The organism is Kribbella sp. NPDC023855 (assembly GCF_040639475.1).
GTDB lineage: Bacteria > Actinomycetota > Actinomycetes > Propionibacteriales > Kribbellaceae > Kribbella.
In genome coordinates, this window is sequence record NZ_JBFAAA010000024.1 from 37,772 (window position 1) to 54,752 (window position 16,981).

Here is a 16,981-nt window from a genome sequence, read left to right on the forward strand (position 1 = left end):
CGAGCAGCCCGTGGCTCCAGCCGCCGTGGCCGCTCCAGCGCGAGCTGATCTCGACGTAGAGGCCGACGACGATGTTGAGGCCGCTGTGGTAGTCCATGGTGTCTCCTTGAAGCAGTGGGGTTTGGCTTACATCTGTACTTCGGAGCGGCTGCACCGCCGGACGGGTCAAACGTTTATTTTGTTGAAGCAGGTCAGGTGTCGAGATCGGCGTACGGGGCGAGGTCTTTGAGCAGTGCGGCCTTGGGTTTGGCGCCGACGATGGACTTGACCAGTTCGCCACCCACGAAGACGTCGATGGTGGGGATGCTGATCACGCCGTACATCCCGGGGGTGGCAGGGTTCTCGTCGATGTTCATCTTGAGGAAGGTGATCTTGTCGCCGTGCTGGCCGGCGAGGGCTTCGAGGATCGGGGTGACCTGCTTGCAGGGGCCGCACCATTCGGCCCAGAAGTCGACGACGACGGGTTTGTCGCTCGTCAGGACGGTCTGGTCGAACTCGGCGTCGGTGATGTCGTTCATCGTCTCGCTCATGATCAGGCTTCTCCAGGGGTTCGGATCAGGCAGGCCGGCTCAGCCGAAGCTGAAGGTGAAGGCCGAGATGCCGGGGGTGTAGGTGAGTGTCATCGTCTTGCGCTCCGGGTTGGCTTTGTCGACCAGTTGGTAGGCGTTCGGCGTACCGGAGACCTGGATGGTCTTGTCTGGTTCACCGGGGATCGAGACGGTGACGGTGCCTTCGCCGGACAGGACGTGGAAGACCTTGGCTGCCTGGAAGTTGAGCCGAGCCCGCGACCCCTTGGTCGAGGTGACACTCTGCGTGCCGACCGCCCAGTTGCCGCCGAGGCTGAAGGTGTCGTTGGGCTGTCCGGCATTGAGGCCGAAGGCAACGGTCTTGTTCGGGGTCAGTTTGCCGTCGGTCCCGTTGAGATTCGTGGAGCGGGAGTAGCCCAGATAGGTCTCCGGGGTGGTGCCCTCCGCGCCGATGGTGTCGGCCTTGATCGTGCCGTCGACCGGCGGCGGCAGCTTCACCTCGGGGTTGGCGGCTTGCAGGAGTTGGCGGATCTGGTTCTCGGTCTGGCCGTAGTCGCCCTCGCCGAACTTGATCGACCGGACGGTGCCTTCGGCATCGACCAGGTACTTCGCGGGCCAGTACTGGTTGCGGTAGGCGGTCCAGGTGGCGAGGTTGTTGTCCTGGCCGACCGGGTAGGTGATGTCTTCCGTGCTGATCGCGGACTGGACGTTGCCCGCCGACTTCTCGAACGCGAACTCCGGTGCGTGGATGCCGACGATCTGCAGGCCGTGGGACTTGTAGGCCTTGTCCCAGGCGAGCAGGTGCGGGGTGGCGCGCTGGCAGTTGATGCAGGAGTAGGCCCAGAAATCGGCCAGGACGACCTTGCCCTTCAGCCCACCGATGGTGGCCGGCTGTCCGCCCGGGGTGTTGAACCACTTCTGCGTACCGCGGAACTCGGGTGCGGCACCGCAGGAGGCAAGCTCGGCCGCGCCGGGGGTGCAGTTGGCCAGTTCGGCGCTCGCGCCGTTGCCGATCGGCGGGGCCAGGGCGCCCTGGACGGTCTTGGACTCGGCCACCTTCTTCTCCAGGCCGCTGGTGTAGCTGGGCAGCGAGCGCTGGATGACGTCGGTGATGTTGAAGGCGAGCGCGATGGCGAGCAGGATCATCACGATGCCGCCGCCGATCCGGAACCCCTTCTGGTGGTCGCGGTAGGCCTTGACCCGCTGAGAGATTCGCGAGCCGGCGGAGGCGAAGATCAGCAGGGGAAGCGCTGCGCCGATGGCGAAGGTGACGGTCAGCACTACGGTGCGCCAGCCGACGTTGCCGGTCGCTCCGGCGACGGTGATGGCCGCGAGGACCGGGCCGGCGCAGGGGACGTAGAGGGTGCCGAGACCTAGGCCGAGGACAAAGGCGCCGTTGTTTCTGCGGTTGATCTTGGGAAGCCGGTAGAAGGGCTTCTCGATCCAGTGCCCGATGGCCGGGAAGATGAGCCCGATCCCCACCAGCGTGAGGATGGTGAGGCCGCCCCAGCGCAGGAAGCTGTCGGGGAGCCCGAGGGCGGACAAGATGACCGAGCCGGCCAGGGTGAAGAGGCTGAAGCTGATGATGATGCCGGCGATGATCTTCAACGGGCGGAAGTCGCGTCGCGGCTTCACGGTCTCGACCATGTCGGGTTCGTCGACCAGGACGTTGCCGTCCGGCGTACCGGCAGTGGCCTTCTTGCGACCGCGCTTGGCGGGTGTGGCGGTGTCCGTTGGGCCGGTGGTTCCGGCGAAGAAGATGATCGGCAGCATGGGCAGGACGCACGGAGAGACTCCGGTGATCAGCCCGCCTAGCAATCCGATGAAGGCCAGCGTAAGCATCAGGGTCACTCCAACTCGAAGATTTCGACAGGGTCATCCCCACTTCGATTCCATCCGGCCTTCCGGATGGGCCGAGCAGTGTGCCAAAGAAATCTTCTGGCGGCACCCATCCGGGCTCGGGACAGCGCCGAAGTAGGGATGTCAGCTGCGAGCCGCAGACAGCGACTCACCAGCAACTGGTGGCGACAACGCCGGGTAATCGACGGTCTTCGCCGGAATTACCAGTCGCCCCGGCTCTTTTCCCCATTCAGTGAAAGAAGGATCGTCATGTCCAACACCATCAAGCGCGTCGCCCTGGCTGCCTCCGCCGTTTCGTTGCTCTTTGCAACCGCTGCCTGTGGCGGCGGCAACGACGACGCCGGTTCGGCCCCGGCCGCCGGTACTACGACGAGCTCCGCGCCGGCCGAGACGCCGTCCGCGTCCCCGTCGATGGACAACGCAGCCGGTCTGGTCGGTCCGGGGTGCGCTGACTACGCCAAGGCGAACGCCACTGGTGCCGGTTCGGTCGACGGCATGGCCGCTGAGCCCGTGGCCACCGCCGCGTCGGGTAACCCGCTGCTCAAGACCCTGGTTGCCGCGGTGTCGGGCAAGCTGAACCCGAAGGTCGACCTGGTTTCCACCCTCAACGGTGGCGAGTTCACCGTCTTCGCCCCGGTCGACTCCGCGTTCGCGAAGATCCCGGCCGCGACGATCGAGACGCTGAAGACCAACGACGCGCTGCTCAGCAGCATCTTGACCTACCACGTCATCCCCGGCCAGCTCGACCCGGCAGCGGTCGTCGGCAAGCAGACCTCCGTTCAGAAGGGCGCCGTCACGGTCACTGGTTCGGGCGACAACCTGATGGTCAACAACGCCAAGGTCATCTGCGGCGGCGTGAAGACCGCCAACGCGACCGTGTACCTGATCGACACCGTTCTGATGCCCCCGGCGGCCTGACGATCCCGCCGGCCCGGCATCACCGGGTCGGTGTCATCAGGGCAGGACACCAGATGACGGTGACACCGACCCAGTAACAGCGGTGGCGCCTCCCTACTCCAGGGAGGCACCACCGTCCCGGCTCCGCACCATCCACCCAGACGAGGACGCGAGGCTCCACTTCACGACCGCGACGGTTCCAGGGAAGCGACATCTCGTGACACCACTGCCTGACATCCATGCCCTGACCGGTCCTTACGTCTTGCAAGCGGTGGACGACCTCGAGCGTGCCGCCTTCGAGCAGCACCTCGCCACCTGTACCGACTGCCGCGCCGAGGTCGACGATCTCCGCGAGTCCGTGACCAGACTCAGCCTGTACGTCGCCCGCCGGCCACCGGCCGCCCTCAAGACCAAGGTGATCACAGCGGTCGGCCGAGTCCGGCAACTACCGCCCGCCATCCGCGCCGAGACGAATACCGACCGCGCCACCCGAGCCCGGCCGCGAGTGCTCCGACGCTCTCTGACCGTCGCCGCCGCCGTCCTGGCCATCACGGCCACCGGGGGAGTCGCGCTCGACCAGTACCGCGAGAACGCGGCCACGACTGCGATCAGCAGCAGGGCAGCCACGATCCTCGCCCAGCCGGACACCCGCACCGTCCACGGTGCCGTCTCAGGTGGCGGCCAGGCCACCGTGGTGCTGTCTCGGCAGCAGGACGCCGCAGTTGTGCTGGTCCGCGGCCTCAAGCCGCTGACCGGCCGCAAGACCTACCAGCTGTGGCTGATCGACGGCGCGCAGAACGCACGCTCGATCGGCCTCACCGACAGCAAGTCATTGCAGCCGACCGTGGTGGCCGGCGGCGTGACCGGCAAAGTCGCCTTCGGCGTGACCGTTGAGCCGCGAGGCGGCTCAGCCCGCCCGACCCTTCCCTCCAACAGAGCGCTCGAGCCTGTACTGCGGCTGAGCGCGCCTACCGCCTGACGAACTGCCCAGTAGTCGGTCTCACCTCGCAGGTTTGCGTGGTGGGGCCGGCTCCTCTGTTTGGGTACCGCCGAAGAAAGTCGGGACCGGCACCCATCCGCTCACCGAGCAGCTCCGAACCCCCAGCGGTTGCCGTTGTGACGCAGGTCACAGTATATGCGACTCGGTCGCATCTGGGGCAGTCCGGTTGCCGGCATTCGCCGGCGGCCGCGCAGTACGGACAGAGAAGGGACAGTCAATGAGTGACGCAACACGTCGCGGTTTTCTGGTGTTCGCGGGTGCGGGGACCGCTGCTGCGGTCGGCGCGGTCGCGGCCCCGAAGATTTTCGGGGAGCAGTCGGCCGACGCGGCCCAGCTCGAGGCCGCGGACCTGGCGAATGCGGAGTCGTTCGTGGTCCATGTCAAGGATGTGAAGAAGGGCCAGCTGGCGATCATGGTCGGCGAACGCGAGGTCCTGATCACCGACCGCGAGCTCGCCGGCCGCCTGGCGGGCCTGAAGACCGTCTGACCGTCCGCGGTCCGGGCAGTGCCGCCGCGCGGCCTTCCCACCACTCGAGCTCGACCCCCTAACTGGAGGAATTTTCATGTCTTCGCATCGCGAAGCGCCGGAGATCTCGAAGGACCCGGTCGCCGACAACACCGATGTCTATGCGTTCGTCAGCCCGGACAAGCCGGACACGGTGACCCTGATCGCCAACTTCATCCCGTTCCAGAACCCGTTCGGCGGGCCGAACTTCTACGAGTTCGGCGACGACGTGCTCTACCAGATCCACATCTCCAATGGTGGTGACGGCAAGGCGGACATCAGCTACCAGTTCCGGTTCCACGCCGAGATCCGCAACAAGAAGACCTTCCTGTACAACACCGGCCCGATCTCCTCGATCAAGGACAAGACCTGGAACCGGCCGCAGTACTACTCGGTCACCCGGGTCGAGCACGGCCGCGCCCGCATCCTGGCTCGTGAGCTGGCCGCGCCGCCGGTCAATGTCGGCCCCCGCAGTACGCCGAACTACGCCAAGCTGGCTGGTGAGGCGATCCACACCATCGGTACCCATCGCAAGGTGTTCGCCGGCCAGCGCGCCGACGGGTTCTTCGCCGACCTCGGCTCGATCTTCGACCTCGGCACGCTGCGTCCGTTCCAAGCCGCGCACCTGATCCCGTCGGCGGCAGCGATGGGCGTCAACGGCCTGCAGGGCTCGAACGTGCACACGATCGCGTTGCAGGTGCCGATCTCAGACCTGACCCGGGACGGCAAGAAGCCGACTGACGTGATGGACGCCAAGTCGGTCATCGGCATCTACGCGACGGCGAGCCGGCAGCAGTCGAAGATCTTCGACGATGCGCTCGGGCTTTCGCTGTGGCACGGTCCGTACAAGCAGGTCTCCCGGCTCGGGAACCCGTTGTTCAACGAGGTCATCGTGCCGATGGCCGAGAAGGACAAGTGGAACAGCCGGCCGCCGCACGAGGACAAGAAGTACGCGGAGTACGTGACCAAGCCGGAGCTTGCCGGTTTGCTGCCGGTGCTCTACCCGGGCGTGTTCCCGAAGCTGGCGGCGTACAAGAAGCCACGGTCCGACCTGGCCGCGATCCTGCTCACTGGCATCCCGAAGGGCGTAGTACCGGGTTTCCAGAACTACACCGGTCCGGTGCAGGCCGACATGCTGCGGCTGAACGTTGCGGTGCCGCCGGCGAAGACGCCGAACCCGCTCGGCCTGGTGGCGGGCGACGCGGCCGGCTTCCCGAACGGACGTCGTGTCTTCGATGACGTCGTCACGGTCGAGATCCGGGCCGTGGCCGGGCTGACGATCCCGCTGGTCGACAAGACGTTCACGCCGGATGGTGCCGCGTCGGCGGTCAAGGACGGTACGTCGAACACCAACTCCGACTATCTGAAGGTGTTCCCGTACCTCGGTACGCCGGCCGGTGGCTACCAGTCCAAGCCGGGCATCCCGGCAGTGTCATGACCGCGCCGGCCACCAAGCCGCTGACCAATGCGGAGGAGAATCCCCATGCGGGCAAGGGATCCTCGGTGCTGCTCGACATCGGTGACGGTGTGGGCGCGATCGTGGTCACCATGCCGGCCGAGCTGGAGGACGTCGAGATCGAGCGTCGCCCGGCGGGCTGGACAGCCGAGGAATCGGTTGCCCCCAGCCACGACCACGACCACGACCACGGCGACGACGACGGCCATGGGCACGGCCACGGCCACGGCCACGGCCACGGCCATGGGCACGGCGAGCACGGCCACGGGTTTCCCCACGTCGCGGTCGTTCCCCGGTCCTCGGCCGAGGGGGAGACGGTCTACTCGGCGGTCTTCTTCGAGGTGCCCGAGGGCAGCTACGAGTTGTACGTGATGCCCGACGGACCCGTCCAGCTGACCGTCGACGTTGTGGGCGGCCGCGTCACCGAGGCCGTCTGGCAGTAGCCGATCGGAAACAGCAGACCGTCGGGCGCGGGCACAGGGGGCCACGCCCGACGGTTCCATTCGCGCTCGTGTTGGCGCCGTGCCGGCTCGAGCGTGCGATGGATGTCTGAGCCGGCCGGGCGGCCTCCAGTTCGAGGCATGATAGAAATCAGCCACCGCTCACAGTTTTCGTCGAGCAGAGAGACTGACAGTGACCGAGCCCACGGCAGCGCCCCGGCATGCCGGCCCTCCAGAGCAGCGGTCGGGCGTCATCGACGGCGAACTGATGACCCTGGTGGCTCGCGGCGACACCGCCGCGTACTCCCAGCTCCTCGACCTGGTCAGCCCCAGGGTGTACGGGCTGGTCAGACGCGTGCTGCGCAATCCGGCCCAGTCCGAAGAAGTCGCTCAGGAAGTGATGATCGAGGTGTGGCGCCTTGCGGCCCGCTACGACGTGAGCCGCGGCTCGGTGACCTCGTGGATCCTGACCATGGCGCATCGCCGCGCGGTCGACCGGGTCCGCGCCGAACAAGCCTCCACCAACCGTGACCACGCCAACGCGGTGCAGTCGGTCGACACCGACTTCGACCAGGTCACCGACACCGTCCTCGGTCAGCTTGATGCCGAGCGGGTTCGCCGCTGTCTTGGTTCGCTGACCGAGCTGCAGCGCGAGTCGATTACTTTGGCGTACTACGGCGGCAACACCTATACCGAGGTGGCCACCCTGCTGGACGCCAAACTGCCCACCGTCAAGGCGAGAATGCGTGACGGCCTGATCCGGCTCCGCGACTGTCTCGGAACCGCGGAGAGGTAACGACCCGATGTCATCGACTGAAATCCACACCCTCACCGGGCCCTACGTGCTGGACGCTCTCGCCCCGGAGGAGCGGATCACGTTCGAGCAGCACTTGGCCGGCTGCCCGGAATGCATCGTCGAGGTCACCGAGTTGCGCGAGGCAACTACCAGGCTGTCGGCCGAGGTGGCGATGACTCCGCCGGCCAAGCTCAAAGCCGACGTGATGGAAGCGATCAGCCAGGTCCGGCAACTCCCTGCGCTGGAGCTCGAAGAGGTAGCACCCGTCTCCGTCTTGCCACCGCGCCGGTTCACCCGGCGGTCCGTCCTGGCCCTGGCCGCGGCGGCGCTGGCGGTAGCGGCCAGCGGCGGTATCGCGATCGATCAGTACCGCCGCAACGCTTCGACCCGGCAGGTCAATGACCAGCTCGCCGCGGTATTGGCCGAGCCCGATGCCAGGACGGTCCACGGCGCCGTGACCGGAGGCGGGCAGGCGACCGTGGTCGCGTCGAACCGCAGGGACGCCGCGATCGTCGTACTGCGCGACCTGCGGCAGCTACCGGCCGACCAGACGTACCAGCTGTGGCTCATCGACACCTCGAAGACAGCGCACTCCATAGGGTTCGCGGGCGATATGACCCACGATCAGACGAAGATCATCGCCGGCGGCGTCACCGGCAAAGTTGCCTTCGGTCTCACCGTGGAGCCGGCCGGCGGATCAGCAAAACCGACCATGCCCGCCGCCGCGATCATCGCGCTGGTCTGACCCCCACGCCGGGCTGTAACGCTGCTCGGGGTCGTCGCGATGTAGCGGACAGGCCCCCGCCCGGGTAGCGGAGGCCTCGTGTTGAGCAGCCAGCACGAGGCACCCGGCCACTGCGTGATCGACGGCTTCGGCCGCCGCGTGGCAAGAGCGCGGAGGCCGGCCGCCCGTGCGGCCGGCCTCCGTCGTCTTCGGTCAGGCGTCCTCCGCGGTCCGGTCGATCGCGTTGCGGAGAAGAGCGGTTGCGAGCGACCAGCCGTCCGGACCTCGTCGGTGCGAAGACATCAGCAGATCGGTCGAAAACCGCGTGTCGCGCTGACCGATCTGGTCGCGGGGCCGCTCCGAAGGATTCACGTCCCCGTGTTGTCGAGCGAGAGGCTGGCGCATGTATGCACCGGCTCCACTGAAACGTCAGCTGAACCGCTCGGGTCTGCTGTTGCTCGGACCGGCCTTCGTTGCTGCGGTCGCGTACGTCGACCCGGGCAACTTCGCCACCAATATCGCGGCCGGTACGACGTACGGCTACCTGCTCTGCTGGGTGGTGGTCGGAGCCAACCTGATGGCCGTCTTGGTCCAGTACCTCGCGGCCAAGGCCAGCATCGCGACCGGGCGCACTTTGCCGCAGTTGTGCCGGGAACAGTTCAAGCGATCCATCTCGACCGGTCTCTGGGCGCAGGCGGAGCTGGTCGCCATCGCCACCGATCTGGCCGAGGTCGTCGGCGGTGCGATCGCGCTGAATCTTTTGTTCGGGATTCCGCTGCTGCTCGGCGGCGTGATCACCGGGCTGGTGTCGTTCGCGTTGCTGATCTACCAGTCGAAGCGTGGCCAGCGGCCGTTCGAAGTAGCGATCGTGGGACTGCTCGCAGTGGTGCTGATCGGATTCGTGGTGTCGACGGTGCAGCCACACCCGTCGGGTTCGGCGGTGATCGGCGGTCTGGTACCGCGGCTGGAGGGCACGGACTCGCTCGTTCTGGCCGCGGGCATGCTCGGGGCGACGGTGATGCCGCACGCGATCTGGTTGCACGGGGCGCTTGTCACCGACCGGCACGGCAAGACGCTGCGGTCGGCGGTCGGCAAGCTACAGGTGCTCAAGGCAACGAGGCTGGATGTGGGGATCGCGATGGCACTGGCCGGTGCGGTCAACCTGGCGATGGTGGTGGTCGCCGCGGCCGCGCTCCAGGGATCGGGTGCCGACACCTTGGAGGCGGCACACCGGGCGTTCGGCGAGAACCTCGGCCGGATGCCCGCGCTGCTGTTCGCCCTCGCTCTGCTCGCGTCAGGCTTCGCCTCGTCCTCGGTCGGCACCTACGCAGGATCGGTCATCCTGGAGGGATTCTGAGCGCCATGTCCCGCTGGCTGTCCGCCGGTTGATCACCCTGCTGCCCGCGCTGGTGATTCTCGCGATCGGGATCGACCCGAGCCGGGCGTTGGTGGTTTCGCAGGTGGTGCTGAGTTTCGGCATCCCGTGCGCGCTGTGGCCCCTGGTTCGTATCACTGCCTCGAAGGCCGTGATGGGGGAATTCGTCAACCGCTGGCAGACCACCGTGATCGCCTGCCTGGTGGCCACGGCGATCACCACCTTGAACGTCGTACTGATCGTCCTCACCTTGCGCGGTTGAAAGAACTCCACCAGCTGGTGAACGCGGTGCCGGCCGGCGCCGTACCCACTCGCATCATCCCACTGATTCGAGGAGCTCGATCATGAAGAGATCGTTGGCAGCCGCTGTTGCCCTTGGCGTCCTGCTCACCGCGGGCCTGACCGCAGTACCGGCGGCGTCGGCAACCAGTCGCGGTGCGGCGCCCGACATCTACCTGCTCGAAAGCAACGGGACCTTGAGCATCAGGGATTCGCAGCGGCCGTTGCTGGCCGAGCATCGGGTCAAGGTCCGCGGTCTCATGGCGCATGACCGCCTGGTAGGCATCGACGTCCGCCCGGCCACCGGACAGCTCTACGCGATCGCCAAGTCCGGCCAGCTGTACACGCTGGACGTCAGATCAGGTCGCGCTTCTGCAGTCGGTACTGCGGCCGCCGGCGCGGTGGGTACCACGGTCGGCTCGACTTCAACCCGACGGTGGACCGGATCAGACTGGTCGCGAGCAGTGGCCGCAACCTCAGGCTGCATCCCGACACCGGCGCGGTCGCGGCCGTCGATGGCACGCTCGCCTACGCGGCGGGTGGTTTCGCACCCAAGGTCGCGGCGGCGGCGTACACGGACAGCTTCGCCGGCGCGACGAGCACCGGCTTGTACGGTCTCGACGCTCGCCGGGACACGCTGGTCACCCAGGGCACCCTGCCGGGGACGACGCTAGCCGTTTCGCCGAATACCGGGCAGCTGTTCACCGTCGGCCGCCTCGGTACGGACATCTCGGCGGTCAACGGCTTCGACATCGCAGGCAAGGGCCGCCAGGCCGGCCCGTACGACCCGCGGGACTACCACGCCATTACCGCAGTACAAGGCGGCTACGGGCTGTTCGGTGGCTCGAAGCTGGTCCGGGTCGACCTGCGGACCGGCCGGACCACGCCCTTGCTGGCGCTCGGGCTGGGCGAGGTCGTGGGCCTCGCCTACGCCGCTCGCTGAGTTCACGGGCCGCCGGGACGACCCGGCGGCCCCGCCCGTGCGAGGAGACGACAAGTGCCATCAGCGCCGCGGCGACCGCTTCGGACCGTGGTCGACGAGACGCGCCGCCGTGCTGCCCGTCCAGTGACGCCGCAACCGCCGGAGCTGCTGTCCGAGCTCAGTCCGGTCATCGACAACGCCGATGACAGAGCGGTGCTGAGCTGGCTGGTCGAGGAGGCGCTGCAACGAATCAGACCTGAGGCGCGTTCGGCCCTGGTCGAAACCTATCTACGCGGCCGGTGCCGAGGTAGCGGTCGAGCAGGGCGTCCCGGTCGGTACGTTGCGGAGCAGGGTCTTCTACGGCCTGAAGGCGCTGCGGCTGGCGATGGACGAGATGGGAGTGGATCTGTGAACAGCGAGGAGCACCGCCGGCTTCGCGAACAGCTGGGCGCCTTCGCCCTCGACCAGTTGACGGCGACGGAGCGCACCGCAGTACAGGCTCACCTCGACGGCTGCACGGACTGCCGAGGCGAGCTGGCAGCGATCGGGCCACTGGCCGCGCCACTCAAGCTGGTGGACCCGGCTCGTCTAGACCGGCTGCCGGACGCGCCGCCGCAATGGCTCGAGCAATCCGTTCTCGCCGCGATCAGGGCCGAACCCAGCGGATCCGGCGCGGCCGCAGCTGGCTGGCCACGGCGGCGGCTGTCTTGGTGATCGGCGGAGCCGGTACTGGGTTGGGCTACGCGCTTGCTCCTGACCCGCCCAAAATCCCGCTCGAGCCGGTTCAGGTGACCACGGTCGCAGCCGGCGTACAGTCCACGGCACAGGTGGTTCCGCACACCTGGGGCATGGAGATCAAGCTGGCCGGTTCCGGCTTCGATGCGGGCAAGCGGTACTACGTGATCGTGGTCGGCGTCGACGGACGAGTCGCACAGGCGGGGGAGTTCATCGGTACCGGCCCCAAGCCGATGTTGTGCAACCTGAACTCTTCCGTACTGCGCGCCGACGCCAAGTTCTTCGAGGTCCTCGACGAAGCAGACCGGGTGGTACTCAAAGGTCAGGTGTGAGCAGAGCGGGCCGGTCCTCCCCCAGGGAAGGCCGGCCCGCTCTGTGTTCGGGTCAGTAGGTGATCGCGGCAACCACCTTGTTCGGATCGACGAGGAAGGGCGCGACGGCCGTCAGGACGTTGCTCTTCGACGCGGGCTTCTCGAACGAGCCGTTGTAGACGCCGCCTTCGGCCTTCAGGCCGAGTAGGTTGCCGACGACCGCGGCGTGCCTGGCCTCGACGCCGAAGATGCCGGCCGCGGCCTGCAGGATCATCTTGTCCTTCACGAACCCGGCGGCGCCGAGGTAGGCGCCGACGCCCTTGTTCTCGAAGATGTGGGCCGTGGTCAGGTAGCTCTTCCGGGTTTCGAAGGCGCCACCGAAGTCGACCGCCGGCGCGCCGATCGGCGTACCGCCAAGTTTCTGGATCGTGGCGGTGAGCGTCGCGACGTGCGAGGCTTCGTCGGCGCCGATCTGCATCAGGTACTGCTTCTCCTTGCCTTTGACAAGGTTCGCGGCGTTGCCCTGACGGTAGAACTCCGCCTCCAGGTACTCCAGTGCGAGCGCGTAGTTCAGTACTTCGATGTCGTTCTTGAAGTCCTTCGCGCTGGCCAGCGCGAAGCCGTTGTTCAAGGCACCGAGGGCGACCCCGGCCGGGACCGCGGAGGCGTTGCCGTGGATCAGGTCTGCTGTGGTGTCAGTCATCAGTTCCTCCTACTTCGCAAGGAAGGGCATGGCGGCCTGGAGGACCGGCCCCATCGCCAGGTTGGCCTCGATCGGTGCCGGGAACGGGTTCCCGCCGGTGATCTGGGCGATGATCGCGGCGTGCCGCGACTCGACTCCGGCGATGGACGCCGCGGCGCCCAGCAGTTCGGGGCTCTTCACCAGCGTGACCTGGCCGTGGTAGGCCTTCACTCCGAGCTCCTCGAAGGTGCCTGCCAGTTTCAGGAAGTTGGCCCGGTTGTCGAACGTGCCGGCCGGGAACTTCACCTTCGGCTGGGCGACCGGCTTGCCGCCCAAGTCGGTGATCGTGGTGCGGACGACCTTGACGTGGTCGGCCTCGTGCTGCTGGATCGGGTCGACCAGTTCGAGCTCGCGGCCCTTCAGCAGGTTCGCCTTCAGTCCCGCCGTGTAGAAGGCGGACTCCAGGTACTCGAGGGTCAGTGCGTAGTTCAGGATGTCGAGGTCGCTCGCGTTGGCATCCTGCGCTCCATAGCCACGATCGGCGGTGCCGAACGCCAGCGGGTCACCCGCTCGGCTCGCGACGTACGTGACACCAACACCGACCAGGGCAGCGTTGCGCAGGAAGCTGCGCCGGCTGTGCTCGTCGGCGAACTCGAGGACCGGACGGCCCCCGAAAATTGTCTTGATACCCATGACTCTCCTTGAGTTGCCACTCACCCGGCGCGCGCCTCGACGACGATGCGCTGGTAGTGAGCGGTGATGGGGTTGCAGGCAAACAGGGTGAGTACCTTGTCGCCGGGATCCGCCGGCTGCCGCAAGACGATCTTGACGTACTCCGACTGCGGCACGATCGTGGTCCGGAAGACCTTGTACGTCGTACGTTTCGCGCCGACCGTGACCGTGATCGAGTCACCGGCGCGAAGCCTGTCCAAGTAGAGGAACGGCTTTTCGTTCGTACTGCGATGACCGCTGATCACGGAGTTACCCGCCGTGCCCGGCAGCGGCGTACCGGGCCAGTGCCCGACACCTCGCACTAGGGCAGCCTCGTCGACGCCGTTGTTGAGTTCGTCATCGAGTCCCAGCCGGGGGATCGCGAGCCGGCCGAGCCGTAACTGCTCACCAGGCTTGGCCTTGATAGCCTCGATCGGTACGCCGGCCGCTGGGTTCTCCTCGCCGGGCGCGAGCTGCGACTCAAGCGGCTCGCCGTTGCGAAGCTGGTCGAGCATCCGGTTCACCAGCGCGTCCGGTTCCGGGTCGCCGGTTCCGGCCGTGGAGGGTATGGCCGACGGAGTGTTCACGCTCTGCGTGCCACCGGCCGAACTCGCTTGTTCGCCGTCTGGTCCGAAGATCACCACGCCGGCCGCGACCAGAGCCACGAAGGCGGTACTTGCCGCCAGCCACCGATAGATCGGTTTCCAGGTCTTCATGCCGCTGACCAGCTCCTCACGAGACGGTGCATCAGCCAGGACTTCGGAGGCAACCGGCCCGCGGATAGGTGATCCGGCAGTAATCCTTCGCGCGGCTCCCTCCAAGGGCGCCCTGCTCTCGACTCGCTGCTGTCACTGCACGAAACCGACCTGGAGTTCCCCGACACCGCCGACCTCCGCGCCGACCTGCGCGCGCAGGACTACGGGGCCGTTGACCTGATTTTTGTCGCCCGACTTCGACCTGGACCTAGGCATGGCACTCCTGTCAGGCCCGCTCTACTTTCAATTCCTGATCACTCAGGAACCCCTGACCCATGAGCGCATCGACCGGCTTCATCACGCCCTCTTCTCCGGCCTGCCGCAGCGGCTGCGGGTCGATGATCACAGCGCGACCCGGAGCCCCGCCGGCCGCGCACTGCCGACCGCCGGCGGAGCTGATCGTCGGGCCTCTCTGCCTGGCCGACTGGACTGCCTCGTGGGTAGCGGTCCCGGCGACGAAGGCCGTCCGGTTCGGCTTCCGCATCGAGGTGGCCGCCGTACGGGCGACCCCGCACCCTAACCGGCCATGGCCAGTTGCGGGCCGCGCTTGCCGGGTGAGCACGTGATCGCGGTCGCGGCCGGGATCGGGCATCACCGCCTCGCACTGACCACAGCGATCGTGTTGGCCGAACTGTTCCTGGAGATCGCCGACGGCACCGTACGCCGGATCGGCACCGGCCCGGATTAGAGGACTGGGCACGGACCGGCGTCGACGACTCCGATTGGCCGAAGGCGGAGCCCGCCGAAGGCCTGCGATCGTCAGCCCGGACGCGGGTCCACCAGTCTGCGTGGTCGAGGAGCTCGCCGCCACGCAGGTAGCCGCGTCGCCGGGGGCCGTGGTCGACGTAGGCCGCAACGTCGCGGGACGGCGATGAATGTGATTCGAGCCGAAGACAGAGTGCCTGGGCCAGTCAGCCGTGGTCCAAGCGATCCAGGATTCGGCGCCTGTGGATTCTGGCCGCCACGGTGGCGAAGTAGCTCAGGCACGCCGACAATCGATGTTGTGCTGAGGGGAGTCGTCAGCGCGGCCATTCGGCATCTCGCTGGTGAAGACGGCCGCCGAACGCCTGCCGTCGCGGCCTAGGATCGTTTGATGAGCCAGTACGACGGTGTCATCTACTCGGAAATCGCTGGATTTCGGCCGTTGTTGCTGGATCTTCGGGTGCCGTCTGGTGCGGGGCCCTTTCCGCTCGTGGTGTGGATCCACGGAGGCGCTTTTCTCTTCGGTGATCGGAGATTTCTCCCGGCGACGGTGCAGCCGGGGGCGGTGTTCGACGCGCTCATCAACGCGGGTATCGCGGTGGCGACGATCGACTACAGGTTCTCGGGGGAGGCTGTGTTCCCTGCTCAGCTCGATGACGTGAAGGCTGCATTGGCCTATCTGCGAGCTTCGGCCAAGGACTACCATCTCGATGCCGAGCGGGTCGGCCTGTGGGGTGAGTCCGCCGGCGGTCACCTTGCGGCACTGGCCGGCCTCACTGACAGCAGCGGGATCTCCGCTGTGGTCGCCTGGTATCCGCTCACTGACCTCAGTGCCGTCGATCCGCACAATCCCGAGACCCCGATGGCGAAGCTGATCGGTGGACCGCCCGCCGACTTGCCGACGCTCGCCGCGCAGGCCAGCCCTGTCCAGCATGTCTCGTCGTCCGCGCCACCGGTCTTGCTCATTCATGGCTCGGCTGACGAGGAACTACCTATCAGTCAGAGCAAGGGGTTGCATGAACTGCTGCTTGCCGCGGGCGCAAGCTCAACGTTCCTGCCGGTCGAGGGAGCCGGCCACACGTTCAGCGGCCACGACGACATCGCGAACCTGATCTCCGTCTCGGTGGCGTTCCTGGCTCAGATCTGAACTGGCAAAGGGATCTGGCCGCCGCGGAGGTAGTGGGAGTAGGCGGAGTCGCGGTTGGGGTGCTGGGTGTAGGTCGTGGGGATGACACGTCCTTCAAGGTCGTCCCAGGTGGTGTCGGCCAGCCGCCAGAATCGGTGCGCCAGCCGACCGGCGCGGCCGGCATGTGGGGAGTGTGGATGCGCGCGAGTCGGTGCAACTTGCTCGGCAGCGAACAGTTGCTCCGCCACCTTGTCCAGGAGCGCAGGAGTGAGTTTCGCACCGAGCAGTTGGACATACGCGGCTTCGAGCCGTTCGTGATCTGCCAGCAAGCGGTCGACCTCACGCCAGACATCGCGGTGACGGAGATGCTGCGCCCGACCGTCGCCGTACTGGCGGGCCTTGAGGAAGCGCAGCGCAGTTTCCAGCTGCCGGACCTGACGGACGTACGCCGAGACGTGGCGACGACCATCGGGGAGGCGGCGGATGTGCGGCAGCAGCACGTCTCCGGCCGCGGCGAGGTGTTGCGCGGTGATCGCGTAGAACCAGTCGGTCTCGTGCCGCCTGTCACTGCGGCCGGCTTCTGGAGAATGCGCCGGGACAGCGAGCTCCCGTACGCCGGTGTGCGTGCGGTCCAGCGCCAGTTCGAGCATCGAGTGCATCATCGCGACCATCTCCTGAGGGGGTTTGTCCAACGCCCTTGGTTCGCAGCAGATGCCGTCCCGGATGGTCGGCCGGCTCAATCGGCGGGGACCCATCCGGTCTGTTTGCGGTGCCGAAGTGCTGGTATGACTGATCCGGGCAACTCACGGCGGCTGGCCGCGCACGTCGCGCGGATGGCTGACGAGCATCCGCCGATCTCGGTGGACAGTGCCGACTACTCGATCGCGCGCCCGCGGATGCTGGCCGAGCGTTTCGGCCCGGTGCTCACTTATATGTCGAGGGTCGAGCTGGAGGTCGAGCGGAATGTGCTCGAGCTCAACCTGCTGCTGCCGGATCCGCCGCCGATCGACCGCCATTTCTATGCCGACGTGTGGCTTCCGCAGGAGATCCAGCACGGGTTGCTGCTGGATCGGCTGCAGTCGTTGGTCGGCCTGCCGCCGGCGATGCCTGATCTCACCAATGTGTCGTTCAGTTTCCGGGTACTGGGTGCGCTCGGGCGCTGGAGCCCGGCACAGGAC

General features: G+C 67.0%; 18 protein-coding genes and 3 pseudogenes. 14 read left to right on the top strand and 7 right to left on the bottom strand.

The window, feature by feature from the left end:
• Window positions 1-191: 191 nt before the first annotated feature.
• Both trxA and AB0F51_RS39315 read right to left on the bottom strand, forming a co-directional pair.
• On the bottom strand, window positions 192-530 hold the full coding sequence (gene trxA / locus AB0F51_RS39310) for a thioredoxin (RefSeq protein WP_360288911.1): 339 nt from the start codon (window positions 528-530) through the stop codon (window positions 192-194).
• 39 nt (window positions 531-569) lie between these two features.
• Complete coding sequence (locus AB0F51_RS39315) at window positions 570-2,369, bottom strand: cytochrome c biogenesis protein CcdA (RefSeq protein WP_360288913.1); 1,800 nt, start codon at window positions 2,367-2,369, stop codon at window positions 570-572.
• 267 nt (window positions 2,370-2,636) lie between these two features.
• Between AB0F51_RS39315 and AB0F51_RS39320 the strand changes: the two genes are divergently transcribed.
• The 11 genes and pseudogenes from AB0F51_RS39320 to AB0F51_RS39370 all read left to right on the top strand — a co-directional run bounded on the left by AB0F51_RS39320 (window position 2,637) and on the right by AB0F51_RS39370 (window position 11,848).
• Entirely contained in the window at window positions 2,637-3,305 is a 669-nt protein-coding gene (locus AB0F51_RS39320) for a fasciclin domain-containing protein (RefSeq protein ID WP_360288915.1), read from the top strand.
• Window positions 3,306-3,501: 196 nt separating this feature from the next.
• Window positions 3,502-4,263: an anti-sigma factor gene (locus AB0F51_RS39325; protein ID WP_360288917.1), complete on the top strand. Its 762-nt coding sequence runs from the start codon at window positions 3,502-3,504 to the stop codon at window positions 4,261-4,263.
• A gap of 238 nt (window positions 4,264-4,501) precedes the next feature.
• A complete protein-coding gene (locus AB0F51_RS39330) occupies window positions 4,502-4,771 on the top strand; it encodes a twin-arginine translocation signal domain-containing protein (RefSeq protein WP_360288919.1) in 270 nt (89 codons plus the stop codon).
• A 76-nt stretch (window positions 4,772-4,847) separates the two neighbouring features.
• Window positions 4,848-6,227, top strand: coding sequence for a DUF4331 domain-containing protein (locus tag AB0F51_RS39335; protein ID WP_360288921.1), 1,380 nt, complete (start codon window positions 4,848-4,850; stop codon window positions 6,225-6,227).
• Window positions 6,224-6,688, top strand: a complete 465-nt coding sequence (locus tag AB0F51_RS39340) for a hypothetical protein (RefSeq protein ID WP_360288923.1) — start codon at window positions 6,224-6,226, stop codon at window positions 6,686-6,688. The genes AB0F51_RS39335 and AB0F51_RS39340 overlap by 4 nt, the downstream gene beginning before the upstream one ends.
• A 190-nt stretch (window positions 6,689-6,878) precedes the next feature.
• Complete coding sequence (sigK, locus tag AB0F51_RS39345) at window positions 6,879-7,481, top strand: ECF RNA polymerase sigma factor SigK (RefSeq protein ID WP_360288925.1); 603 nt, start codon at window positions 6,879-6,881, stop codon at window positions 7,479-7,481.
• Window positions 7,482-7,488: 7 nt separating this feature from the next.
• A complete protein-coding gene (locus AB0F51_RS39350; RefSeq protein WP_360288927.1) occupies window positions 7,489-8,226 on the top strand; it encodes an anti-sigma factor in 738 nt (245 codons plus the stop codon).
• A 382-nt stretch (window positions 8,227-8,608) separates the two neighbouring features.
• A pseudogene (locus AB0F51_RS39355) lies at window positions 8,609-9,842 on the top strand (Nramp family divalent metal transporter).
• An 82-nt stretch (window positions 9,843-9,924) separates the two neighbouring features.
• Window positions 9,925-10,802, top strand: a pseudogene (locus AB0F51_RS39360) (DUF4394 domain-containing protein).
• 387 nt (window positions 10,803-11,189) lie between these two features.
• Entirely contained in the window at window positions 11,190-11,495 is a 306-nt protein-coding gene (locus tag AB0F51_RS39365) for a zf-HC2 domain-containing protein (protein WP_360288929.1), read from the top strand.
• A gap of 74 nt (window positions 11,496-11,569) precedes the next feature.
• Complete coding sequence (locus AB0F51_RS39370; RefSeq protein ID WP_360288931.1) at window positions 11,570-11,848, top strand: hypothetical protein; 279 nt, start codon at window positions 11,570-11,572, stop codon at window positions 11,846-11,848.
• Window positions 11,849-11,900: 52 nt separating this feature from the next.
• On the opposite strand, the gene AB0F51_RS39375 is transcribed toward AB0F51_RS39370, so the two are convergent.
• The 4 genes from AB0F51_RS39375 to AB0F51_RS39390 form a co-directional block, all read right to left on the bottom strand.
• A complete protein-coding gene (locus AB0F51_RS39375; RefSeq protein ID WP_360288933.1) occupies window positions 11,901-12,530 on the bottom strand; it encodes a ferritin-like domain-containing protein in 630 nt (209 codons plus the stop codon).
• A gap of 9 nt (window positions 12,531-12,539) precedes the next feature.
• Window positions 12,540-13,202, bottom strand: coding sequence for a ferritin-like domain-containing protein (locus tag AB0F51_RS39380; RefSeq protein WP_360288935.1), 663 nt, complete (start codon window positions 13,200-13,202; stop codon window positions 12,540-12,542).
• A gap of 20 nt (window positions 13,203-13,222) precedes the next feature.
• Window positions 13,223-13,936, bottom strand: coding sequence for a class E sortase (locus AB0F51_RS39385; RefSeq protein WP_360288937.1), 714 nt, complete (start codon window positions 13,934-13,936; stop codon window positions 13,223-13,225).
• Between the two features lie 132 nt (window positions 13,937-14,068).
• Complete coding sequence (locus AB0F51_RS39390) at window positions 14,069-14,191, bottom strand: hypothetical protein (RefSeq protein WP_360288939.1); 123 nt, start codon at window positions 14,189-14,191, stop codon at window positions 14,069-14,071.
• A 310-nt stretch (window positions 14,192-14,501) separates the two neighbouring features.
• Between AB0F51_RS39390 and AB0F51_RS39395 the strand changes: the two genes are divergently transcribed.
• Together AB0F51_RS39395 and AB0F51_RS39400 are read left to right on the top strand one after the other, a co-directional pair.
• Window positions 14,502-14,663 carry a hypothetical protein gene (locus AB0F51_RS39395; RefSeq protein WP_360288941.1) on the top strand — a complete coding sequence of 54 codons (162 nt, stop codon included), beginning with the start codon at window positions 14,502-14,504 and terminating at the stop codon, window positions 14,661-14,663.
• Between the two features lie 405 nt (window positions 14,664-15,068).
• Window positions 15,069-15,824, top strand: coding sequence for an alpha/beta hydrolase (locus tag AB0F51_RS39400; protein ID WP_360288943.1), 756 nt, complete (start codon window positions 15,069-15,071; stop codon window positions 15,822-15,824).
• Here AB0F51_RS39400 and AB0F51_RS39405 read toward each other — a convergent pair.
• Entirely contained in the window at window positions 15,815-16,495 is a 681-nt protein-coding gene (locus AB0F51_RS39405) for a hypothetical protein (protein ID WP_360288945.1), read from the bottom strand. The two genes, AB0F51_RS39400 and AB0F51_RS39405, sit on opposite strands and share 10 nt — an antisense overlap.
• 93 nt (window positions 16,496-16,588) lie before the next feature.
• Between AB0F51_RS39405 and AB0F51_RS39410 the strand changes: the two are divergent.
• A pseudogene (locus AB0F51_RS39410) lies at window positions 16,589-16,981 on the top strand (GTP-binding protein LepA); the annotation flags it as partial.